The organism is Cellulomonas telluris (assembly GCF_004886325.1).
In the GTDB taxonomy this organism is placed as follows: Bacteria; Actinomycetota; Actinomycetes; order Actinomycetales; family Cellulomonadaceae; genus Cellulomonas; species Cellulomonas telluris.
Genome location: NZ_QXFN01000005.1, coordinates 218,399 through 240,426, shown reverse-complemented (window position 1 = coordinate 240,426; position 22,028 = coordinate 218,399). Strand labels below are relative to the sequence as shown.

At 77.2% G+C, this 22,028-nt stretch carries 20 protein-coding genes; 11 read left to right on the top strand and 9 right to left on the bottom strand.

From position 1 onward, the window contains the following. Positions 1–9: 9 nt before the first annotated feature. Genes cofC through FB586_RS16655 form a run of 5 tightly spaced genes read right to left on the bottom strand, consistent with a single transcriptional unit; the run spans position 10 to position 4,438 of the window. Entirely contained in the window at positions 10–615 is a 606-nt protein-coding gene (gene cofC, locus FB586_RS16675; RefSeq protein WP_136520465.1) for a 2-phospho-L-lactate guanylyltransferase, read from the bottom strand. Next, positions 612–1,595, bottom strand: a complete 984-nt coding sequence (gene cofD / locus FB586_RS16670; RefSeq protein ID WP_136520464.1) for a 2-phospho-L-lactate transferase — start codon at positions 1,593–1,595, stop codon at positions 612–614. The genes cofC and cofD overlap by 4 nt, the downstream gene beginning before the upstream one ends. Continuing rightward, positions 1,592–2,395 (bottom strand): putative F420-0 ABC transporter ATP-binding protein, encoded by an 804-nt coding sequence (locus FB586_RS16665; protein WP_136520463.1) that lies wholly within the window; start codon positions 2,393–2,395, stop codon positions 1,592–1,594. Before FB586_RS16665 ends, cofD begins: the two co-directional genes overlap by 4 nt. Further along, on the bottom strand, positions 2,386–3,423 hold the full coding sequence (locus FB586_RS16660) for a putative F420-0 ABC transporter permease subunit (RefSeq protein WP_136520462.1): 1,038 nt from the start codon (positions 3,421–3,423) through the stop codon (positions 2,386–2,388). Before FB586_RS16660 ends, FB586_RS16665 begins: the two co-directional genes overlap by 10 nt. Before the next feature lie 10 nt (positions 3,424–3,433). Beyond that, positions 3,434–4,438 (bottom strand): putative F420-0 ABC transporter substrate-binding protein, encoded by a 1,005-nt coding sequence (locus FB586_RS16655; protein ID WP_136520461.1) that lies wholly within the window; start codon positions 4,436–4,438, stop codon positions 3,434–3,436. A 223-nt stretch (positions 4,439–4,661) separates the two neighbouring features. On the opposite strand from FB586_RS16655, the gene FB586_RS16650 reads away from it, so the two are divergent. From FB586_RS16650 to FB586_RS16640, 3 genes are all read left to right on the top strand, one after another. Further along, positions 4,662–5,426, top strand: a complete 765-nt coding sequence (locus tag FB586_RS16650) for an SDR family oxidoreductase (RefSeq protein ID WP_136520460.1) — start codon at positions 4,662–4,664, stop codon at positions 5,424–5,426. Between the two features lie 103 nt (positions 5,427–5,529). Continuing rightward, entirely contained in the window at positions 5,530–7,347 is a 1,818-nt protein-coding gene (locus FB586_RS16645; protein WP_168800589.1) for an ABC transporter ATP-binding protein, read from the top strand. After that, positions 7,344–9,194 carry an ABC transporter ATP-binding protein gene (locus tag FB586_RS16640; RefSeq protein ID WP_136520459.1) on the top strand — a complete coding sequence of 617 codons (1,851 nt, stop codon included), beginning with the start codon at positions 7,344–7,346 and terminating at the stop codon, positions 9,192–9,194. The genes FB586_RS16645 and FB586_RS16640 overlap by 4 nt, the downstream gene beginning before the upstream one ends. 17 nt (positions 9,195–9,211) lie before the next feature. On the opposite strand, the gene FB586_RS16635 is transcribed toward FB586_RS16640, so the two are convergent. The 4 genes from FB586_RS16635 to FB586_RS16620 form a co-directional block, all read right to left on the bottom strand. Next, a complete protein-coding gene (locus FB586_RS16635; protein ID WP_136520458.1) occupies positions 9,212–9,856 on the bottom strand; it encodes a response regulator in 645 nt (214 codons plus the stop codon). Beyond that, positions 9,853–11,826 (bottom strand): sensor histidine kinase, encoded by a 1,974-nt coding sequence (locus FB586_RS16630; protein ID WP_136520457.1) that lies wholly within the window; start codon positions 11,824–11,826, stop codon positions 9,853–9,855. The genes FB586_RS16635 and FB586_RS16630 overlap by 4 nt, the downstream gene beginning before the upstream one ends. An 84-nt stretch (positions 11,827–11,910) precedes the next feature. Then, positions 11,911–12,594 carry a hypothetical protein gene (locus tag FB586_RS16625; protein WP_136520456.1) on the bottom strand — a complete coding sequence of 228 codons (684 nt, stop codon included), beginning with the start codon at positions 12,592–12,594 and terminating at the stop codon, positions 11,911–11,913. A 167-nt stretch (positions 12,595–12,761) separates the two neighbouring features. Then, complete coding sequence (locus tag FB586_RS16620; RefSeq protein WP_136520455.1) at positions 12,762–13,517, bottom strand: MerR family transcriptional regulator; 756 nt, start codon at positions 13,515–13,517, stop codon at positions 12,762–12,764. A gap of 137 nt (positions 13,518–13,654) precedes the next feature. On the opposite strand from FB586_RS16620, the gene pnuC reads away from it, so the two are divergent. From pnuC to FB586_RS16585, 8 genes are all read left to right on the top strand, one after another. Further along, complete coding sequence (gene pnuC / locus FB586_RS16615) at positions 13,655–14,266, top strand: nicotinamide riboside transporter PnuC (protein ID WP_136520454.1); 612 nt, start codon at positions 13,655–13,657, stop codon at positions 14,264–14,266. Continuing rightward, positions 14,263–14,583: an adenylyltransferase/cytidyltransferase family protein gene (locus tag FB586_RS20100; RefSeq protein WP_246036865.1), complete on the top strand. Its 321-nt coding sequence runs from the start codon at positions 14,263–14,265 to the stop codon at positions 14,581–14,583. The genes pnuC and FB586_RS20100 overlap by 4 nt, the downstream gene beginning before the upstream one ends. 69 nt (positions 14,584–14,652) lie before the next feature. Beyond that, the gene (locus FB586_RS16610; RefSeq protein WP_246036863.1) at positions 14,653–15,408 is read left to right on the top strand and encodes an AAA family ATPase; all 756 of its coding nucleotides are present in this window, start codon (positions 14,653–14,655) and stop codon (positions 15,406–15,408) included. Continuing rightward, positions 15,405–17,015: a MoxR family ATPase gene (locus FB586_RS16605; RefSeq protein ID WP_187697885.1), complete on the top strand. Its 1,611-nt coding sequence runs from the start codon at positions 15,405–15,407 to the stop codon at positions 17,013–17,015. The genes FB586_RS16610 and FB586_RS16605 overlap by 4 nt, the downstream gene beginning before the upstream one ends. Beyond that, on the top strand, positions 17,012–18,001 hold the full coding sequence (locus FB586_RS16600; RefSeq protein ID WP_136520453.1) for a hypothetical protein: 990 nt from the start codon (positions 17,012–17,014) through the stop codon (positions 17,999–18,001). The genes FB586_RS16605 and FB586_RS16600 overlap by 4 nt, the downstream gene beginning before the upstream one ends. Beyond that, the gene (locus FB586_RS16595) at positions 17,998–19,836 is read left to right on the top strand and encodes a vWA domain-containing protein (RefSeq protein WP_136520452.1); all 1,839 of its coding nucleotides are present in this window, start codon (positions 17,998–18,000) and stop codon (positions 19,834–19,836) included. Before FB586_RS16600 ends, FB586_RS16595 begins: the two co-directional genes overlap by 4 nt. After that, a complete protein-coding gene (locus FB586_RS16590; RefSeq protein WP_136520451.1) occupies positions 19,833–20,498 on the top strand; it encodes a hypothetical protein in 666 nt (221 codons plus the stop codon). The genes FB586_RS16595 and FB586_RS16590 overlap by 4 nt, the downstream gene beginning before the upstream one ends. Then, the gene (locus tag FB586_RS16585) at positions 20,485–21,999 is read left to right on the top strand and encodes an AMP-binding protein (protein WP_136520450.1); all 1,515 of its coding nucleotides are present in this window, start codon (positions 20,485–20,487) and stop codon (positions 21,997–21,999) included. Before FB586_RS16590 ends, FB586_RS16585 begins: the two co-directional genes overlap by 14 nt. Positions 22,000–22,028: the final 29 nt, after the last annotated feature.

Below are 22,028 nucleotides of genomic sequence, written 5' to 3'. Positions count from 1 at the left end.
ACCGGGGCCTCACGCCTGCTGCAGGTGCCGCGCCTCGTCCACGTCGTGCCGGAGCGTCGACGCCTGCGGCACGTCGAGCCGCACGTGTCCCGCGTCCGCGTGCCGGGCGGACGACCCCGGGCCGAACCGCGGTCGCAGGTCGCAGCCGGGTGCGGCGGTGAGCAGCGTCGTCCCGGTGCCCTCGGCGTCGGGGACGTGCGCGCGCTCGTGCTCGGCGGCGAGCGTGAGCGCGGCGTCGAGGTCGTCCGGGTCGAGGCCGGGCAGGTCGCCGGGGACGACGGCGACAGGGGCGTCCGGGTGGAGGGTCCGGGCGTGGGCGGCGCCCGCGAGGACGGCGGCGCGGAGCCCGGGCTCCGGGACGTCGGCGGCGGGGCGGTGCGGCGGCTCGTCAACCACGACCACGTCGAGCGTCGCGGCTGCCGCGGCGAGGTCCGGGTCGGGCGTGACGAGGACGACCCCGGCGACGGAGCGGGCCGACCGGACGGCCCTCAGGGTGTCCCGGGCCATCGAGCGGACGAGCGCGGCGCGGGTGTCGTCGTCGAGGACGCCGGCCAGGCGGGACTTGCCGCGGCGCGCGTCCTTGACGGGGACGACGACCCACCAGCCCCCGGTCACGGCAGCCGGTCCACGAGGGCCAGGGCGCGGGCGGCGATCGCGGCCGTCGCGGGGACGTCGGTCATGAGCGTCGGGGCGGCCTCGACGGTCCAGCCCTCGCCGGCCAGCACCGGCACGGCGTCCGCGTCCGCCTCGTCGACGAGCCACGCGTCGAGCACGCCGCCGTCGTGCCGTCGGCCGTAGTGGCGGGCGACCGCCGCGGCGTCCGTCGCGACGCCGATCGCGGTCAGGCACGCGTCCGCCATGCCGCGCACGGGTGCCCCCCCGACCACGGGGGAGACCGCGACGACGGGCGCCGCGGTCGCCCGCAGCGCGTCCCGCACCCCGGGAACACCGAGGATCGTCCCCACCGACACGACCGGGTTGGACGGCGGCACGACCACGACGTCCGCCGACGCCAGCGCGTCGAGCACGCCGGGTGCCGGAGCGGCGTTCTCGACGCCCGTCTGCACGAACCCGTGGGCGGGCACCGACGCCCGGTGCCGCACCCACCACTCCTCGAAGTGGATCGTCCCGTCGTCCGTCACGACGTGCGTCTCGACCTCGTCGTCGGTCATCGGCAGCAGCGTGACGCCGGGCCGCCAGCGCTCGGCCAGGCGCGCGGCGACCGCCGACAGCGGCAGCCCGCGGCGCAGCAGCTCGGTGCGGGCGAGGTGCGTGGCGAGGTCGAGGTCGCCGAGGGTGAACCACTCCCAGCCCAGCCCGTAGGCGGCGAGGTCGGTGGCCACGCGGGCGGACTCGTCCCGCCGGCCCCAGCCCTGGCCCTCGTGCACAGCGCCGCCCAGCGTGTACATCAGGGTGTCGAGGTCGGGGCAGACGCGGACACCGTGCAGCCACAGGTCGTCGCCGGTGTTCGCGACGACGGTGACGTCGGCGGTCGTGCCGCCGGCGCCGTCGGGGAGGCGGTCGCGCAGCAGGGCGAGCAGGCCGCGCGTGAAGCGGGCACCGCCGACGCCGCCCGAGAGCACGGTGATCCTCATGCGCCCTCCTCCGGGCTGCGGCCCGTCAGGGCGATGACCGGGCGGCCGGTGGTGGGGTGCACGAGCACCTCGGCCTCCACGCCGTAGACCTCGCGCAGCAGGGTGGGCGTGAGCACGTCGGCGGGGGCGCCCGCGGCGGCCAGCCGGCCCTGCGACAGCACGAGGACGTGCGTGCAGAACGCCGCGGCCAGGTTCAGGTCGTGCAGCGCGGCGACCGTCGTCACGCCCAGGTCGCGCACGAACGCGAGCAGCGAGAGCTGGGCGCTGACGTCGAGGTGGTTCGTCGGCTCGTCGAGAAGGAGCAGGTCGGGCTCCTGCGCGAGCGCCCGGGCGATCTGGACCCGCTGCCGCTCGCCGCCGGACAGCGTCGACCAGGCGCGGTCGGCGAGGTGCGCGGCGGAGGCCGCCGCGAGGGCGCGGTCGACGGCGCCGTCGTCGCTGTCCGTGCCCCACAGGGACCGGTAGGGGATGCGGCCGAGGGCGACGACCTCGCGCACGCTCAGCGGCACGGTCGCGTTCGACTCCTGCTCGAGCAGCGCGACGTGCCGGGCGCGCCGCCGCCGGGGAAGGGCGTGCACGGGCACGGTCGCCCGGGCGCCGGGCGCGTCGGGATCCGGGACGAGCACCGCGCCGCGCTCGGGCGGCAGCAGGCCGGCGACCAGGCGCAGCAGGGTGGTCTTGCCGGCGCCGTTCGGGCCGAGCAGACCGGTGAGCGCGCCGTCCGGGGGAGTGGCGTCGACGCCGTCGACCACCCAGCGTCCCCCGAGGCGGGTCCCGACGCCCTCGATCCTCAGCTCCACGCCGTCCCCCGTCCCCGGCGGAGCAGCACCGCGAAGACCGGCACGCCGATGAGCGCGGTGACGATGCCGACCGGCAGCTCGCGCGGGTCGAACACGGTGCGGGCGAGCGTGTCGGCCCAGACGAGGAACACCGCGCCGGTCACCGCGGCGACCGGGAGCAGGCGGCGGTGCGCCGGGCCGGTCACGACCGACACCGCGTGCGGGAGGACCAGCCCGACGAACCCGATCGCTCCGCTGACCGCCACCATCGCGCCCGTGAGCAGCGCGACGAGCGTCATGAGGCTCCACCGGGTGCGGTCGACGTCGATGCCGAGCGCCGCCGCCGACGTGTCCCCGAACGCGAACGCGTCGAGCCGCGTGGCCGCCGCGACGAGCACGGTGCCGACCAGCAGCAGCGCCAGGCCCGAGATCGCCACCGACGTCCACGTCGCACCCGCGAGGGAGCCCATGAGCCAGGACAGGATCTCGCGGTAGGAGTCGCCCGTCGCGGTCCAGAAGATGACGAAGGACGTGCCGGCCGCGGCGAGCTGCGACACCGCGAGGCCGGCGAGGACCGCCCGGGCCGGGGTGAGCGTGCCGCTCGTGCGCGCCAGCGCCAGGGTCGCGACGAGCGCGGCCAGGGCGCCCGCGAACGCCGCGACCGGCAGCAGCACCGCCACGCCGAGCACCAGCACCGCGACCGCGCCCAGCGACGCTCCGGACGACAGGCCCAGCAGGTACGGGTCGGCGAGCGGGTTGCGCGTGAGCGACTGCATGACCGCGCCCGCGACCGCCAGGCCGGCGCCCACCGCGGCGGCGGTGAGCACGCGCGGCAGGCGCAGGTCCCAGACGATCGCGTCGTGCAGGCGCGCGACGTCGGCCACCGGCAGGCCCAGGTGCCCGGCGACCGAGCGCGCGACCTCGGCCACGGACAGGTCGGCGGGACCGATCGTCACGGTGACCAGCACGCTGAGCACCAGCAGCGCGACGCCGACCGCGAGCAGGAGCAGCAGCGGCGGGCGCAGGGGTGGACGGTCCGTGGGCGACATGACGGGAGCGTCAGCCCCCGAGGCCCAGCGCGCCGACCTGCTCGACGAGGTCGGCCACCGTGTCGGCGTTGCGCACGCCGGCCTCGGTCGCGGCGAACGGCACCAGCACGTACCGCCGCTCGCGCACGGCGGCCAGCTGGGACGTGGCCGGGTGGGACTCGAGGAACGCCTGCTTGCTCTCCGCGGTGTTCCACGCGGAGTCGACGAGGACGAGCACGTCCGGGTCGGCCGCGACGACCTGCTCCCAGCCCACCGACGTCCACGTGTCGTGCACGTCGGCGAACACGTTCTCGATGCCCGCGGCGCCGAGGATCATCTGCGGGGCGCCGATGCCCGCGCCGACGTACGGCGTGTCCGTGCCCGACGACCACCACACCGCGGTCACCCCGTCGAGCGGCTCCACGGCCTCGAGCGTCGCCTCCTGGTCCGCGACGACCTCCTCCGCGGCGTCCGGCGCGCCGAGCAGGGCGCCCGCCTGGCGGATCTCGTCGAAGACCAGGTCGAACGTCAGGGGGTCGGGCTGGTAGCCCTCCTCCTTGCACGCGGACGGGGAGACGTACGTGGCGATGCCGAGCTGGGCGAGCACGTCCCGCTCGCCGGCGCCGTCCGCGGAGAAGTTCGACTCCCAGCCGCCGTACACGAGGTCGGGCTCGACCTCGAGCAGCGCCTCCTGGCCGGGCACCTTGTCCGACAGGACCGGCACGCCTGCGAGCTCGTCCGCCCACTCCTGCGGCGGGGGGCCGTCGCTGAACCCGGTGCCGACGAGCCGGTCGGCCAGGCCGAGGGCCGCGACCATCTCGGTGGTCGAGGACTTGATCGTGACGATCCGCTCCGGGGCCTGCTCGACGGTCACCTGCGTGCCGCAGTTGTCGACCGTGACGGGGAAGCCGGCGTCCGCCGCGCTGGCGCTCGGGGACGACGGGGCGGGAGAGCCCTCGCCGCCGGACGCGCAGGCGGCGAGCGCGACGACGGGGAGCAGGGCGGTGACGACGAGGGCACGGGCGCGCGAGGGCATCAGGTCTCCGGGTGGCGGGGCGCCGCGCACGCCGTCGGGCGCGGGTGGGGTGGGAGTCGGCGCACGTCGCGTCGTGGAGGGCCGTCCCAGCCGGGGGCGGCGCGACCCGGCCACGCGCGGCCGGGTTCCGAGGCGCCACCCTAGGCACCGGACCGGGGGTGCGCGCAACCGGCCCCCGCAGGCGTGCCATGCTCGCCGGTGACGCCGTCACGAGGGAGATCGCATGTCCACGCCCACCGACCGTCCCCGCCGCGCGCTCGTCACCGGGGCGTCCTCCGGCATCGGCGCCGCGACCGTGCGGCGGCTGCGCGCCGAGGGCTGGGACGTCGTCGCCACCGCGCGCCGAGCCGACCGGCTGGACGCGCTCGCGGCCGAGACCGGGGCGTCCGCCGTCGTGGCGGACGTCACGAGCGCCGTGGACGTCGACGCGCTGGTGGCGCACGTGCGCGACTCGGGCGGACTCGACGCGGTGGTCAACAACGCCGGTGGCGCGTTCGGGCTCGACCCGGTGGAGCACGCCGACGTCGAGCAGTGGCGGGCGATGTACGAGCTCAACGTCCTCGGCACCCTGCGGGTCACGCAGGGCGTGCTGCCGCTGCTGCGCGAGCGCGGCGGCGGCGACGTCGTCGTCGTGACGTCCACCGCCGCGCACGGCGCGTACCCCGGAGGGGCCGGCTACACCGCGGCGAAGCACGGCGAGCGGATGCTCAGCGAGACGCTCCGCTGGGAGATCGTGGGGGAGCCGGTGCGGGTCATCGAGATCGCGCCCGGCGCCGTCGCGACCGAGGAGTTCTCGCTCGTGCGGTTCGACGGGGACGCCGAGCGCGCCGCGCAGGTGTACGCCGGCTACGAGCCGCTCGTCGCCGAGGACGTCGCGGACGCGATCGTCTGGACCCTGACCCGGCCGGCGCACGTCAACGTGGACCTGCTCGTCGTGCGGCCGCGCGCGCAGGCGAACAACACGACGATCGCGCGCTCGCAGGGCTGACCCGGCCGCCCGTGGACGGCGGGCACGACGTCGACAGGTGAGGTCGGCTCAGCATCCGGACGTCGCCGGGTGCGGTGTCGGCGCGCGTGCCTACGCTGCACCGGTGCCCCCCTCCGCGTCCGCCCCGGCCGGCCCGTCCGTGTCCACGACGCGTGCGCTCGCCCGTCTGATCCGCTGGGCCCGGCCGGCCGTGCCCCGCGTCGTCGCGGGCGGCACGGCGACCCTCGCGGCCAGCCTGCTCGCGCTCGCCGTGCCCCAGGTGCTGCGGGAGGTCGTCAACGGTCCGCTGCTGACCGACGGCAGCCGCACCGCCGTCGTCCAGTCCGCCCTGCTCGTGCTCCTGCTCGGCGTGCTCGAGGCCTTCCTCGTCTGGTGCCGGCGGGCGCTCATCGCGACGCCCGGCACGGGCGTCGAGCGGCACATGCGCACCGACCTGTTCCGGCACCTGCTCGACCTGCCCGTCGCGTTCCACGACCGGTGGTCCGGCGGGCAGCTCCTGCAGCGCTCCATGGGCGACCTGCACACCGTGCGGCGGTGGATGGTGTTCGGGCTCGTCCAGCTGGTCGTGTCCGCCACCACCGTGCTGGTGGGCGCGGGCCTGCTCATCGCCACGACGCCGCTGCTCGGGCTCGTGTACCTGGCCGGCGCCGTCCCCGTGGTGTGGCTCGGCTTCTCGTTCCGGCAGGACTACAAGGTCGTGGCGCGCCGCGCGCGGGACCAGGCCGGCGACCTCGCGACGTCCGTCGAGGAGTCGGTGCACGGCATCCGCGTGCTCAAGGCGTTCGGTCGCGGCGAGGACGCGCTCGAGGACTTCGTGCGGCAGGCCGACGGCCTGCGGGAGACCGAGATCGACAAGGCGCGCGCGCAGTCGCGCATGTCGTTCGCGCTCGCGTGGATCCCCGAGACCACGCTCGCGGTCGCGCTCGGCCTCGGGGTCTGGCTCGCCGCGTCCGACCGCGTGAGCGTCGGCGCGCTCGTCGCGTTCTTCGCCACCGCCGCCGTGATGAACCGGCCGGTGGAGAGCCTCGGGCAGCTGCTCGCCATGACGCTCGACGCGCGTGCGGGGACCGACCGGTTCTTCGAGGTCATGGACACCGCCCCCGCCGTCCGCGACCCCGAGCGCCCGGTCGCGCTGCCGCCCGCGCCGGCGGGCGGGTCCCGCGTCGAGCTCGACGGCGTGCGGTTCGCGCACGGCGGCGAGGAGGTGCTCTCCGGGGTGGACCTCGTGCTCGAGCCGGGCCGCACGACGGCCCTCGTCGGCCTGACCGGCAGCGGCAAGACCACCCTGCTGCAGCTCGTGCCGCGGCTGTACGACGTCACGGGCGGCGCGGTCCGGCTCGACGGCGTCGACGTGCGCGACCTCACCCGGCGCGACCTGCGCAGCGCGGTGTCGGTGGCGTTCGAGGACCCGATCCTGTTCTCGGCGTCGGTGCGCGACAACGTGCTCATGGGCGTCCCCGAGGAGCAGCTGGCGCGCATGGACGAGGCCGAGGCCGACGCGCTCGTGCACGAGGCCCTCGACGTGGCCCGGGCGGGCTTCGTCCACCGGCTGCCGCAGGGCCTCGACACCGTGATCGGGGAGGAGGGGCTGTCGCTGTCGGGCGGGCAGCGTCAGCGCGTCGCGCTCGCGCGCGCGATCGCCGGACGCCCCCGCGTCCTCGTGCTCGACGACCCGCTGTCGGCGCTCGACGTCGCGACCGAGGCGGAGGTCACCGAGGGGCTGCGCCGCATGCTCACCGGGACGACCACGCTCGTCGTCGCGCACCGCACGTCGACGGTCGCGCTCGCGGACCGGGTCGCGGTGCTCGAGGACGGCCGCGTCACCGGCGTGGGGCGGCACGCGGACCTGCTCGCGACGCACCCCCACTACCGCTTCGTGCTCACCGCCGAGGCCGACGACCGCGCGGAGGCGGCCCGATGAGCACCACCGACCGGCGGCCGCCCGCACCCCCGCAGCCGCCCGCGACGCCGCCGCCCGGGCACGACGAGGACGGGGACCTCGCACTGCACCCGGCCGCGGTCCGCCGGCGGTCGCTCGCGCTGCTCGGCTCCCTGCTGCGTCCCGTGGCGGGGCGCGTCTGGGCGACCGCGCTCGTCGTCGTCGGCGCGCAGCTCGCCCTCGTGGCCGGTCCCGCACTGGTGGCCCTCGGCATCGACCGGGGCCTGCCCGCGCTGCGCGACGGGGACGCGGGACCCCTGCTCGCCGTGGCCGCGACGTACGCGGTCGCCGCGCTCGTCGCGGGCGTCCTCACCGCCGCGACGGTGCGCCTCGCCGCCCGCGTGAGCCAGGGCGTGCTCCTCGACCTGCGCCGTCGCGTCTTCCGGCACACCCAGCGCCTCAGCCTGGAGTTCCACGAGCGGTACACCTCCGGCCGCGTCATCTCGCGCCAGACCTCGGACGTCGAGGCGCTGCGCGAGCTGCTCGACGGCGGAGTCACCACGCTCGCCGCGAGCGGGCTCGCGATGGTGTTCACCGCGGTCAGCCTCGTCGTGCTCGACTGGCGCAGCGGCCTCGTGCTGCTGGTCGCCGTCGTGCCCGGCGTGCTGGTCACGCGGTGGTTCCAGGTGCGCTCGCAGGCGCAGTACCGGCGCAGCCGCACCGCCGTGGCCCGGGTGATCGTGCGGTTCGTGGAGACCATGACCGGCATCCGCGCGGTGCAGGCGTTCCGCCGCGAGCGGCAGGTGGCCGAGGTCTACGACGACCTGACGGAGGAGTACCGGGCGGCGAACGCGGAGGCGATCCGGGTCAACGGCGTCTTCGACACCGGGCTCGTGCTCATCGGCAACGTCACCGTGGCCGCCGTGCTGCTGGTCGGCGGTCTGCGCGTGCTCGACGGCGGGCTGGCCGTCGGCGTCCTGGTCGCCGCCGTGCTGTACGCGCGGCGCTTCTTCGCCCCGCTCGCGCAGATCGGCATGTTCTACAACAGCTTCCAGTCCGCGACGGCCGCGCTCGAGAAGCTGTCGGCGCTGCTCGCCGAGGAGCCGACCGTGCCCGACCCCGAGCGGCCCGTGCGGCTCGCCCGCACCACCGGGGACGTGCGCTTCGACGGCGTCGAGTTCGGGTACGGCGCGGGGCCGTCGGTGCTGCCCCGTCTCGACCTGCACGTGCCCGCGGGGCAGACCGTCGCGCTCGTCGGGGAGACGGGCGCCGGCAAGTCGACCGTCGCGAAGCTGCTCGCCCGGTTCTACGACCCGCGCGAGGGCGCGGTGCGCCTCGACGGCGTCGACCTGCGCGACCTCGACCCCGCCGACCTGCGCCGGTCGGTCGTCATGGTCACGCAGGAGGCGTACCTGTTCTCGGGGTCCGTCGGCGCGAACATCGCGCTCGGCCGTCCCGACGCGACCCCCGCGGAGATCGAGGCGGCCGCGCGCGCCGTGGGCGTGCACGACCTCATCGCCGCCCTGCCCGAGGGGTACGGGACGGGGGTCGACACGCGCGGCGTGCGGCTGTCGGCCGGGCAGCGCCAGCTCGTGTCGTTCGCGCGCGCGTTCCTCGCCGACCCGGCGGTGCTCGTGCTCGACGAGGCGACGAGCTCCCTCGACATCCCCGGGGAGCAGCTCGTCCAGGACGGTCTGCGCACGCTCCTGACGGGGCGCACGGCCGTCGTGATCGCGCACCGGCTGTCGACGGTGATGCACGCCGACCGCGTGCTCGTGGTCGACGGCGGGCGGGTCGTCGAGGACGGCAGCCCCGCCGAGCTCGTCGCCGCCGGCGGCCGCTTCGCCGCCCTGCACGCGCAGTGGCAGGAGTCGTTGCTGCGCACCTGACGCGGCAGCGCCCGGCCTCAGGTCCCGAGCCCCTCGGCGCGCGCCCGCACCACCGCGGCCGCACGGTCGCTCACGGCGAGCTTCGCCAGCACCGAGCCGACGGCGTTGCGCACGGTCTTCGGGGTCACCCCCAGGCGCCGCGCCACGGCGACGTTGTCCAGGCCGCGGGCGACGAGGTCCAGCACCTCGCGCTCGCGGTCCGTCAGCTGCGGGAACGGCAGGCGGGTCGACGTCCGGCCGGCGAGCACGTAGGACATCGCCCGCTCCGCCACCGCCGGCGAGAGGATCATCTCGCCGGCGGCCACGGCACGCACCGCCCGCTCCACCGCGTCCGGGGCGGCGGACTTCAGCAGGTACCCGCGGGCGCCGGCGCGCACCGACGCGACCACGGCGTCCTCGTCCTCGTGCATCGTGACGACCAGGACCCGCAGGTCCGGCCGCGCACGCACGACGTCGCGGGTGACGTCGACCCCGGAGCCGTCGCCGAGGTCGAGGTCCATGAGCACGACCTCCGCCCCCGGTTCCCGCAGCAGGACCTCGCGCGCCGCCACCGCCCCGTCGGCCTGCGCCACGACCCGCACGCCCGGCAGCGAGTCGAGCAGCGCGACCATGCCGAGGCGGAACACCGGGTGGTCGTCGACGACGGCGACGCGCAGGGTCATGCCGGCACCGCCGCTCGGGTGAGCGGCAGGCGTGCGGTCACCCGGGTGCCCGTGCCGCCGGGGCCGGGGGTGGTGGAGACCGTGCCGCCCAGCTCCTCGGCGCGCTCGCGCATCGACCGGGTGCCGACGCCGTCCGGCGTGCCCGGCGCCCGGCCCCGGCCGGCGTCGGTGCACACCACGGCGAGCGTGCCGTCCTCCCGGTGCACCTCCAGCCGGCAGCCGGGGGCACCGCTGTGCCGCGCGGCGTTCGTGACGGCCTCGGCGCCGATCGCGTACGCCGCGGCGGCCACGTGCGGCTCGACGTCGCGGAGCGCGTCGCCCGGGCCGGCCACGGCGCCGGCCGGCTCCACGACGAACCCGTCCTCGGCCCACGCGCGAACGAGCGCTGCGACGGCCGCGGCGAGGCCGTCCTGGTCCAGGGCGGGCGGGAGCAGGCGGCGCGACAGCGTCCGGACGTCCTCGATGCGCTGCACCACCTGCGCCTGCAGCGCCGCGAGCACGGTGTCGGCGGTCGCCGGGTCCGCGGGCAGGGCGTTGCGCGCACCCTGCAGCCCGAGGCGCAGACCGGTCAGCCACGGGCCGATCCCGTCGTGCAGCTCGCGACGGATGACACGGCGCTCGGCGAGCCGGGCCCGCGTCGCCGCGTCCCGCGCGCGGGCGAGCGCGCGTGCACCCTGCACGAGGTCGAGCCCGGCGCCGACGACGGGCAGCAGGTCCTCCAGGGCCTGGTGGGTGCGCGCGTCGAGGCGCTCCCCGGGACGCGCGGTGAACGCGACGGTGCCGGCGGGCCGGCCCGCGCGGTGCACCGTCCGCGTGGCGGGCTCGGTCGTGGCGCAGCCCCAGGCGCCTCGCGCTGCCGGGTCGTCGGCGAGGGTCAGGGTGACCGACTCCAGGTGCAGCGCCTCGCCCACGCCGGCGGCGAGCGAGGACAGCAGGTCGTCGGCGCCGGCGTCGGACAGCCGGGCGCCCAGACGCAGCGCGGCCCGCCCGGGGGTCGTGGCGTCGCCGTACACGAGGCGGCGCACCCGCACGTCGAGGCGCGCACGCACCGGCTGCACGGCCAGGACCACGCCGACGGCGGCGACGACCTGCGCCACCGCGGAGCTGCCGACCAGTGCCGTGGTGGCCCACACCAGGCCCGCGTAGACGGCGACGAGCCCGACCGTGAGCAGTCCCAGCAGCACGGCACGGCTCACGACGAGGTCGATGCCCCACAGCCGGTTGCGCAGCACCGTCACGAGGAGGGCACCGGGGAACAGCGCCTGGCACACCAGGTGGGTGAGCGGCACCGCGAGCAGCAGGTCGTCGGGCGTCGTCGACCACACCAGGGGCAGGAACGACAGCGCCATGAGCGCGGTGCCGAGGGCGAGGAGGCCCAGCCCGGGGCGCTCACGCAGAGGTCCGCGCCACCGGCGCCTCGCCGTGGCCGCGGCCGTGAGCAGACCGGTCAGCACGACGGCGAGGAGGAGCGCGGAGGTGTCCGACATCGGCAGCAGCAGGCGCTGGAGAGCCAAGGAGACGGTCACCACGACGCCGAGCGCCAGTCCGGCCCGCTCCGCGCGTCCGGGCGGCTCCTCGCGCACCAGCCACGGCACGACGAGGAAGAGCGCGAGCGTGCCGGGCACCCACGCCCACCCGAACGTCATGGCGAGGGCCTCGGGCGGCGCCGTGCCCGGGTGCGCGGCGCCCCACGCGCCCCATCCGCCGCCCAGCGCGGACACCCCGCCGCCCACCGCGGCGAGTGCCACGAGCCAGGCCACGGGGTGCACGCGCCGCGACAGGATGACGGCCGCGACCGTGCCGTAGACGACGGCCACGGTCGCGTCGACGAGGAGGAACAGCAGGTCGGCGGTGACGGGCACCCGGGCGGCGACGAGGAGCACCGCACCGGCGACGGCCGGCGTCACGGCCGCCACGGCCACCGCGACGGCGGCGCGGGGCCGGCCGGGGGCGGACGTCGGGTGTGTCACGCCCTGCACCGTATTGTCCGGCGCCCACGGGCGGAACGCCCGCACCGGGTGATCCGGTGCGGGCGCCCCGCGTGGTGCCGGGTGTCAGCGCCGGTCGCCGAGCGCGAAGCCGAGCGCCACGAGGAGGACCCAGAGCGGGCCGGTGAAGCCGGCCATGTACTGGAACGGCGAGACACCCGCGACGACGGTCAGCGCTCCGAGCACGGCGGAGACCACGCCGATCCAGCGGGGCGCGGCACCGTGCCGCAGCGCCGTGACGGCGAGCGCGAGGGCCGACAGGCCCGCGCCGACCCACAGCCACGGGATGGTGGCGACCCAGTCGGTGTAGAAGGCGGCGGACTCGGGCACGAACGCGGCGGTGTCGGACAGGCCGAGCGCGAACTGGGTGTCGAGGCCGCTGCCGAGCAGCAGCGCCGTCGCGGTCAGGAGCAGGCCCGCCAGCGCGACCTGGCCGTGCAGGGCACCGGCCGGGCCCTGCTGGTCCAGCCGCCTGCGCAGCCCTGCGCCGAAGACGGGCAGCGCGAGCGCGGTGAGGACGGCGAGCACGTGGAACGTCAGGTACGTGCCCTGCTTGGTCGAGGCGTCCTCGAGCATGGCGACGGCGTCACCGGCGGTCGCCTGCCAGTCCACCGATGCGGCCATGGACGTCTGGATCGTCGCGATGCCGAGGGCGCCGGCGGCGACCCCGGCCCAGGCCCAGGCGCGCGAGGGTGCGGCGGCCGCGGGGGCGGGCGTGGCGGTGGGGGAGTGGGTGGGGGCGGCGTGCATGGCCGGGGCTCCTCGTGTCGTGCCGCGGTGCGGCGGGATGGGTACGCCGTCCACGCTGGTCCGGGCCCCGTCCCGGGCACCAGGGCGCGGCGCCCGTCCCCTCGGGCGGTTGCCCCGGGCCCGTCCGCCCCGGCGCCGCGCCGGTGCGGCGCGGCGCCGGGGAGGTGTCAGAGGTGGCGGGCGGCGTACGCGTGCAGCGCGTCGCGGACGAACCGCGCGCCCTGCTCGCCGCCGTAGCCCGCCGCGAACCGCGGGTCGGCCACGTACATGTCGGCCAGCCCCGTGACGTACGCGGCGACCGGTGCCATGCCGTGCCCGGGCGTGCCGGGGATGCCGCCCAGCCACTCCACGTGGCGTCGCGCGAGCTCCTGCGCCGCGTCGGACGCCGGGTCGGTGCCCGCCTCCGCCGCGGCGGCCCAGTCCGCGCCGAGGCGCTCGGACGCGGCCTTCCAGGACGCCCGGTCGTCGTCGGACAGGCCGCGCCACCAGGCGTCCGACGTGGCGTACGCGTCGGCGCCCCAGCGCTGCTCCACCTCCTCCTTGTACTGCGTGTGGTCGAACCCGTCGAACATCTCGCCGGCCATGAGCCGGTCTCCCTTCTCGCGTGCGGTGAGCGTGCGGTGCACGGACGCCGCCTGGCGGGCCAGGCGGTCCTGCTCGGCGCGCAGCCACGCGAGGTGCCGGCGCAGGGCCGTCGCCTCGTCGGTCTCGCGGTCGAGGACCCGGCGGATCTCGGTGAGCCCGAGCCCCAGGTCCCGCAGCAGGAGGATGCGCTGGAGGCGCACGAGCGCGTCGTCGTCGTACCAGCGGTACCCGTTGTCGCCGACCCGGCTCGGCTCGAGCAGCCCGATGGCGTCGTAGTGACGCAGCGTGCGGCTCGTCGTCCCGGTCAGTCGGGCCACCTCCTGGATCGACGCCTCCACGTGCGTCCTCCTCCTCGTCCGTGCCCGCCGTCGTGCGGACCTGCTCGACGGTAGGCACTGACGCGACGTCAAGGTCAAGCGCTCGGCCGAGGGGGCGACGCCGGGTGCGCGGCGTCCGGCGGATACCCTCGCGGACCGTGGACTGGGTCGAGGTGGTCGGGTTCGTCACCGGGGCGGCGTGCGTGTGGCTCGCGGCGCGCCAGCACGTGGCGAACTTCCCCGTGGGCATCGCCAACAACGTGGTGTTCGCCGTGCTGTTCTGGCAGGCGGGCATCGGCGCCAACGCGGCGCTGCAGGTCGTGTACCTCGTGCTCGGCGCGCTCGGCTGGTACTGGTGGGTGCGTGGCGGCCCCGACCGCTCCACGCTGCCCGTACGCCGGACCCCGCGTCTCGTCTGGCCCGTCGCCGCGCTGGTGGTCGTGCTCGGCACGGTCGCGCTCGCACGCGTGCTCGACGCGACGGGCGCGTCCGTCCAGCCGCTGTGGGACGGCGGGACGACTGCGCTGAGCCTCGTCGCGCAGGTGATGCTCGGACGCAAGTGGGTCGGCAGCTGGGCGGTGTGGATCGTCACCGACGTGCTGCTCATCGGGCTGTACCTCGACCGCGGCCTGCACCTGACCGCCGTGCTCTACGTGCTGCTCATCGCGCTGTGCGTGCAGGGCTGGCGGTCCTGGGCCCGCGACCTGCGCGCCGACCCCGACGACGAGGTGCCGGCCCCGGCAGTCGCCACCCCCGGCGCGCCCGCGTGACCCGCCCCCGCTTCCGCCACGGCCTGGTCATCGGCAAGTTCTACCCGCCGCACGCCGGCCACCTCGCGCTCGTGCGCCACGCGCTGGCCCGCTGCGAGCGCGTGACGGTCCAGGTGCTCGCGTCGTCGGTCGAGTCCCTGCCCGCCGCGACGCGCGCGGCGTGGCTCGCGGAGGAGCTGCCGACGGCCCGCGTCGTGCACGCGGTGGACGACGCCCCGGTCGACTACGCCGACCCCGCCGCCTGGGACGCGCACGTCGCCGTCATGGAGAGCCTGCTCGACGAGCCGGTCGACGCCGTCGCCACCTCGGACGCGTAGGGTGCCGAGCTCGCCCGCCGCCTCGGCGCGACGTGGCTGCAGGCGGACCCGGGCCGACGCGGCGTCCCCGTGTCGGGCACCGCGGTCCGCGCCGACCCCGCCGGGCACTGGTGGGCCCTGCCCGCGCCCGTGCGTGCCTGGTACGTGCGCCGCGTCGTCGTCCTCGGCGCGGAGTCGACCGGCACGACGACCCTCGCCGAGGACCTGACGGCGCTGTTCGGCCTGCCCACCGTCGCAGAGTTCGGGCGCGAGTGGTCCGAGCAGCGCCCCGGCGGGCTGGACGCGCCCTGGCACACCAGCGAGTTCGACCTCGTCGCGCGCGAGCAGGCCCGTCGCGAGGACGACGCCGCCCGCCGCACCCCGGTCCCGCTGCTCGTGTGCGACACGGACGTGCTCGCCACGACGGTCTGGCACGAGCGGTACGTCGGCGCGTCGTCCCCGACCGTCGAGGCGCTCGCGGCGTCCCGCGTGCCGGACCTGTACCTGCTGACGGGCGACGAGATCCCGTTCGTGCAGGACGGCCTGCGCGACGGCGAGCACCTGCGGCACGCCATGCAGGGACGGTTCCGCGAGGTCCTGGCCCGGCAGGAGGCGGCCGGGGGAGCGCCCTGGGTGGAGGTGCGCGGCGACCGCGCGACCCGGCTCGCCGCCGCCGAGGCGCTCGTCCGCCCGCTGCTGGCGACGCCGCGGACGCTCGCCGACCCGCTGCCCCAGGCGAACGGCGACCTCGTCGACCTGGCCGCCGCGCACGGCGCCGCGACCGCTCACCGCCCGGGTGACGGTCGCGTGCCCGCCGGCGCCGCCGTGCGAGACTCCCGGGCGTGAGCGCACCCGGACCCGCCGGCGACGCCGGCCTCGCCCACGTCTCGGCCGCCCCCACCCGCGCGGGGGCGCACCCGCGCGGCGGTGACGGCGTCGCCCTCGACGTCGCCCACCTGTTCGCCGACGAGACGGCCGCCGGGGGTGCCCCCGCCGGTGCGCCGCTCGACGAGAAGCTGCGCCAGGCGTACTTCTGGATGGTCAACCACGCGATCATCAGCCCGCACTACGACCTGGAGTTCCACGACCCGCAGCGGCCGCGCACGACGTTCCACGTCGGCGACTCGCGCGCCGCGGTCGAGCTGCCGACCGACCAGTCGTACTCCTCGTTCGTGCTGCTGCCGCTGCTGACGTTCGCCGTGCGCGGGCGGTGCCTCCTCGTCGGCGGCCCGGGCCGCGGCAAGACCGCGTCCGCGGTGCTCATGGGCGTCATCGCGGGCTACCCGCTGCGGGACGTCCGGCGCGCCATGCAGCACGGGCACCCGCAGCTGACGGTGCAGGACATGTTCGGCACGCCGCTGCCGCGCGACCTCATCGGCGCCGAGCGGCTGTCGGACATCGACGTCGCGTGGCGCTCGTGGCTCGGCATGCGCGTGAAGATCGTCGACGAGTACAACCGCATCCCCACGCGCACCCAGTCGGCCCTGCTGACCGTCCTCGCGGACGGGTACGTCGAGGTGTTCGACCAGGTCTACGAGACCGGCGCGTCCGCCTGGTACCTCACGGCGAACGACGACGCGGGCGGCGGCACCTTCCAGGTGGTCGACGCGCTGCGCGACCGCATCGACGTCGTCGTCAAGGCGTTGGCCTTCAACAACCGCTTCCTGGGCGACCTCGTCACGCGGGCCGAGCGCCGGCTGCGCCCCGAGGAGAACGTGCCCCCGGGCATCGTCTTCGACGCCGACGAGCACGACCGCCTGCACGCCGAGGTGCTGCGCGTGCCGTTCCCGGTGCCGGTGCGCCGGCGCCTCGAGCACTTCGCGGCCCAGCTCGAGCTGCTGGAGAAGGCCGCGTGGCAGCTCGAGTACCGCACCAAGGACACCGCGCGCCTGGCGGGGGTCGACCCGCACCTGCTCGCGGTGGCCGACGACGGCCGGGACCGCCGCGAGGACGTCGGCGCGCAGACCCTGACCGGCCTGTCGGTGCGCGCGCTGCAGTCGCTCGTCTCCTACGCGAAGGCCATGGCCTACTTCCGCGGCAACGCCGAGGTGACGCTCGACGACCTGCGCGCCGTGCTGCCGTTCGTCCTGCACGACAAGCTGCAGCCGGACCTGCAGGCGCCGGCGTTCGACGACCCCGAGCGGGAGGCGCTGCGCACCGACCGGGTCTCCTGGATCCGCGACCTGTTCGACACGACGTGCCGGCAGTACGACGCCGCCGGTCTCGACGACGAGGACCCGGTGGGCGACGTGCTCGCCGAGCTGGCCCGCGGCCTCGACGGCGTCGACGAGCGGACCGTGCGCGAGCGCCTCGCCCGGATCGAGGGCCTGCTCGGGCGGTGGCGCGCGACGACGAAGCTGCACGGCGACGTCTACGAGGACGCGCTCGCGCTCAAGTACGCCCACCAGCGCTACTCGTCGTACCTGGAGTGGCTGCGCTGGAGCGGCGCGTGAGCGCAGCGCGCCCGCGGCCCGACGGTCCGCTGGGACGGACGCTGCGCGCGCACACCGTGTCCGTCGACCCGTGGCTGCGCGCGGCGGCGGCCGCCGGCGCGCGAGCGAACGACGTGCGCGGCGCCCTGGCCGACCTCGAGCGCGTGACGGCGGCCCTCGTGGAGGCCGACGACGACGGCCAGCCGGGGACGTCCGCCCTCCTGGAGGTCGTGCGCGTGACGCTCGACCTCGTGGCCCGTGGGCGGTGGCGCGCCGGCCACCCGCAGCGCGCCGCGGTCCTGGAGGTCCTGCCCGCGCTCGCGCCCTGGTGCCGGGCGCTCGGCGGCGCCGTCGTCGCCCCGGTCGTCGCGGCCGCCGCGGTCGTCGGCCGCCGCGGCGTGCTCGACCGCTGGACGGCCCTGCTCGCCGCGGCCCCGCCGCCGTCGTCCGCGGGGCTCGTCCGTCCGGCGCTGCTGCTCGCGGCCTGGCGGTGCGGTCTCGTCCGGTACCGGGACGCCGCGCTCGACGCCGCCGCGGGTCTGCCCGCCGAGGTCGTGCGCGCGCTGCTCGCGCTTCCCGAGGACGCGGACGTCGCGGCCGTGCTGGACCGACACCGCGCCGACCGCTGGTGGTGGCCGGGGGCCCCCACGGGTGCCGGTGTGCTCTCGCGTGCGGGCGGGTTCACCGCGTGGGGCGGCCCGTGGCTGACGCCGCCGCGGGCCGTGGCGGCGGGGCCCACCGGGTGGGGAGCGGTCGCGGACGGGTACCGGTGGTCGGTGCTGGCCGACGTCCACGGGGCGGCCGTCGTGCGGGTGGCACCCGACACGGACGAGCCGTGGGGCGCGGTCCCACCGCTCGCGGCGCCGGCCGCGCTGCCCGTGCCCTGGACGGACGAGGTCACGGGCACCGCCCCGGACCCGGACGACCCGGCGCTCGTGCTCGTCAGCCGGGCCCACTCGTACGCGCTCGACGTGGTGCGGCTCCCCGCGGCGGACGGGGCCGCGTGAGCGCGCCGGGTCCCGGCGACGTCCCCGCGCCGGTGGTGCGCGTGACGCAGGCGGAGCTCGACGCGCTCGCGGAGGCCTGGCGCGCCCGCTGGCCGGACGCGCTCGCCGCCTGGGGGCGCGTCTCCCGCATGCACCCGCCCGTGCTGCACACGAGGCCGGTGCGCGGCGCCCGCTCGTTCGCCTGGTACGACTCGCAGCGCGTCGAGGTGCACGTCGACCTCCGCCACGCCCTGGCCCGCGGCATCGGCGACCACGCGCTCGCCGTGCTCGCCCACGAGGTTGGCCACCACCTGCTCGCGCCCGTGGACCGACGCACCGCCCTGCGCACGGCCACACGCGTGCGGGCCGGCCTCGTGGACCAGGACCACCTCGTCGGCGTCGTCGCGAACCTGTGGTCCGACCTGCTCATCAACGACCGGCTGCAGCGGACGGGCGCCGCGGACCAGGCGGCCGTGTGGCGGGCGCTCGCGCCCGCGGCGGACCCGCTCATGGCGCTCGTCCTGCGGGCGGACGAGATGCTGTGGCACCAGCCCCGCGGCTCGCTCACCGGTCCCGGCGTCGACGTCGACGAGGGCGCGGCCTGGCTGTGCGCCCGCCTCGTGCGCGCGTACGCCCGCGACCCCGTCGGCGGTGCGGCGGGGTTCGCGAGCCTCGTGCGCACGGCGCTGCCGGAGGACGCGCTGCGCGACCTCGACGTGCGCCGCCTGCGCCTCGTGGTGTGCGGGGACGCGGACGAGGGCACCGGCCTGCCCGCCGGGCTCGCCGGCGACCCGTCCCTCGCGGCACCCGTGCTGCACCCGTCGCTCGACCCGGCCGTGGTGGGCGACGTGACCGGCGGTGCCGCCGGCACCGCCGACGAGGACGTGCAGCCCCCCGTGGCCGACGCGTCCGCGCCCGGCTCCGCGCACGGCACCCCGGGCAACACGCTCCTGCCGGGCGACCTGCACGCGGTGCTCCTGGCCCTCGGCGACACCACCTCCCTCGAGGACGTCGCGATCGCCTGGTACCGCGACCGCGCGGCCGCGTACCTCGTGCCGTTCCCGGTCGAGCGGACGCCCGGCGTCCCCGAGGACCTGATCGGCGGCTACGACACCTGGGAGGTCGGCGACGACCTGGCCGACGTGGACTGGACCGGCACGGTCACCGCGTCGCCCGTGGTCCTGCCGGGCGTGACGACCGTCCGCCGCGAGGTGCTCGACGACGCGCCCGCGCTCGCCCACGAGACGCCCGTCGACCTCGACCTCTACCTGGACTCCTCCGGGTCGATGCCCGACCCGAAGCGGTTCTCCGCCATCGCGCTCGCGGGCGCGGTCCTCGCCCTGTCCGCGCTGCGCGTCGGCGCGCGCGTCCAGGCCACGACGTGGAGCGGCCCGCACCAGGTTGCGGGGACCGACGGGTTCACGCGCGACCCCGACGCGGTGCTGCGGGCGGTCGTGGCGCACTTCGGCGGCGGCACCGCCTTCCCGCTGGGCGTCCTGCGGCGCACCTACCTGGGCGACGACGGCCGTCCGCCGGCCGCGACGCGGGCCACGCACATCGCGGTGGTGTCGGACGACGGTGCGCGCACGATGCTCGCCGACGCGTCCCCGGACGGGGACGGTCCGACCCCGCTGGCGGTGCAGGCGCTCGAGCGCGCGGGCGGGGGCGGCTCCCTGCTGCTCGACGTGCCGGAGGGGTGGCGCTCGCGGACGGCGGCGGGGCTGCCCGCCGGCTACGACGTCTACTGGGTCGGGGCGGACACGGACCTCGTGGACTTCGCGCGCGACTTCGCGCGCCGCACGTACACGAGGACGCCCCGGCCGCGGTCGGCCGGCGCGACGGGAGGGTCACGATGAGCGACGTCACCCCGGACGAGCCGACGGGCCGCCTCCCGTCGAGCGCCGTCCCCGGCGGGCGGACGGACGGCCCGCCGCTCGCGGTGCTGCTGCACCGGCTGACGTCGTGCCCGGCCGACCTCCTGGACCCGCACGTGCACGCGACCGCCGCGGTGGCCGACCTCGCCGTCGCCCTGGACGGCACCGTGCTCGACCCCGCCTGGCTGCGCCACCTGGACGAGCGGCTCGCGGCGGGCACGCCCGAGGGCCGGGACACCGCCGCGCTCGCGCTGCTCGCCTCGTGGCTGGTCGCCGACCCCGCCCTGCGGGGGGTGCCGGGAGCGCAGGACGCAGCGGCACGGGCGGGTGGCACGGGGGGCTGGCTGCTGCGGGTCGTCGACGCCCTGCCGCGCGCGCTCGCGGGGCTGCGCACGGGACCTGCCTGGCTGGCGCAGGACGGTCCGCGCGAGGAGCTCGCCCGTGCCTTCCTCGCCGTCGCGGGCCTGCGGCCGGCCGGTGAGGACGACGACCTCGCCGCCGACGCCTGGGCCGCGGTCAGCACCGCGCACCAGCGCGTCCTCACGGCGCAGATGGCGCAGGAGCAGGAGCGTGCCCGCGAGCTCGCCGCCCGGCTGGCCGAGCAGCGGGCGAAGGAGGCGGCGGCGCAGTATGCGAGCTACTGACGGCGACGCGCGGGACGCGGCCGGTGCCGGGAGCGCCGACCGGGCGCCGGACCTGACCGCGCCGGACGGCCTGCTGGCGGAGTACGCGCCGATGGGCGCGGCGACGCTCGCCGACGCGGAGCGGTGGCCGAGCCTGCGCGCGTCCGACCTGGCGCGTGTCGCGCAGGCCCGGGCGCACCCGGCGGCGCCGGTGTGGGTGCACGAGACGGGCGACCGCCTGGACGAGGCGGACCTGCGGGCGCTCGGCGGCGGCGAGAGCGCCACCGCTGGCCAGACGCGGCGCACCGGGACGCAGGACGACCCGCCCGCCTGGGTCGCCGACCTCGTCGCGCGCGCCCACGCCGTCGTGCCGCGGTACCGCCGGGCGGTGCGCGCGGGCACGAGCGGTCCGTCGACACCGCTGGCCGACCTGCCCCGGGTCACGCGCGCCGACCTCGTCGCGGACCTCGCGGCGCACGTGCCCGTCGACGTGCCGCTCGACCGGGTGCTGGAGGGCACGAGCTCGGGCAGCACGGGCGCGGCGCTGCGCGTGCCGCTGCACCCGCGCACGGTCGCGTCGGACCTGCTCCTGCTGCACGGGCTCGTCACGGCGGCCGGTGCGCGGTGGGGGGCGGACGCGGACCGGCTCGGCCTGCTCAACCTCGTCGACCAGCGGACGGCCTTCACGTACGTCTCGGCGATGTCCGCGTTCCCGCGGCCGGCAGGCACGCCGGTGCCGCTCATGGCCCGGGCGAACCTCGACCCGTCGGCGTGGCGGGCGCCGGGCGACCGCGAGCGGTGGCTCGCCGACGTGGACCCGCAGGTGGTCAGCACGAGCGCGCTGCCGCTGCTGCACCTGCTGGAGCTCGCGGCGGCGGGTCTCGACCTGCACCCCGTCGCGGTCGTCAACGGCGCCACGCACGTCACGCCGGCGGTGCGGGCGGCGGTCCGGGCCACGTGGGACGCGCCGCTCGTCGACCTGTACGGCCTGCGCGAGACGGGACCGGTCGCGGCCGCGCCGGACGACGGGGGCCACGTGGTCGTGGACCGGCGCGTGCACGTCGAGGTGCTCGACGCCGACGGCGTGCCGGTGCCCGACGGGGTGCGCGGCGAGGTCGTCGTCACGGTGGACGAGAACCCGTACCTGCCGCTCCTGCGCTACCGGACCGGCGACCACGCCGCCCTGCGCCGGGACGCGCGCGGCACGGTGCTGGTCGGCCTCGAGGGGCGCGCGCCGGTGCGGTTCGCCGACGCGGGCGGCCGGTGGCGGCCCTCGGTGGACGCGACGCAGGTGCTGCAGGCGGCGGGCCTGCTGGCGTGGCACCTGCACCAGGCCGCCGACGGCACCGTCCGGCTCGTGGCCGTGCCCGGGCCTGCGGGTGCGGCGGACGAGGCGGCGCGTGCGGTCCGGGACTGGCTCGGCCGCCCGGTGGAGCTCGAGGTGCGGGACCGGCCGGAGCGCGCGGACGGCAAGCCGCACCGCTTCACGACCGACCTCGACGCCGCCACCCGCCGGCCCTGAGGACGCCGCGGTGACGCGCCCGCACCCCG

Bases quoted from the DNA above. Each gene is read 5' to 3' on its own strand.
- cofD (WP_136520464.1), bottom strand. From the start codon at position 1,595: ATGAGGATCACCGTGCTCTCGGGCGGCGTCGGCGGTGCCCGCTTCACG.
- FB586_RS16660 (WP_136520462.1), bottom strand. From the start codon at position 3,423: ATGTCGCCCACGGACCGTCCACCCCTGCGCCCGCCGCTGCTGCTCCTG.
- FB586_RS16655 (WP_136520461.1), bottom strand. From the start codon at position 4,438: ATGCCCTCGCGCGCCCGTGCCCTCGTCGTCACCGCCCTGCTCCCCGTC.
- FB586_RS16650 (WP_136520460.1), top strand. From the start codon at position 4,662: ATGTCCACGCCCACCGACCGTCCCCGCCGCGCGCTCGTCACCGGGGCG.
- FB586_RS16640 (WP_136520459.1), top strand. From the start codon at position 7,344: ATGAGCACCACCGACCGGCGGCCGCCCGCACCCCCGCAGCCGCCCGCG.
- FB586_RS16635 (WP_136520458.1), bottom strand. From the start codon at position 9,856: ATGACCCTGCGCGTCGCCGTCGTCGACGACCACCCGGTGTTCCGCCTC.
- FB586_RS16625 (WP_136520456.1), bottom strand. From the start codon at position 12,594: ATGCACGCCGCCCCCACCCACTCCCCCACCGCCACGCCCGCCCCCGCG.
- FB586_RS16590 (WP_136520451.1), top strand. From the start codon at position 19,833: ATGAGCGACGTCACCCCGGACGAGCCGACGGGCCGCCTCCCGTCGAGC.
- FB586_RS16585 (WP_136520450.1), top strand. From the start codon at position 20,485: ATGCGAGCTACTGACGGCGACGCGCGGGACGCGGCCGGTGCCGGGAGC.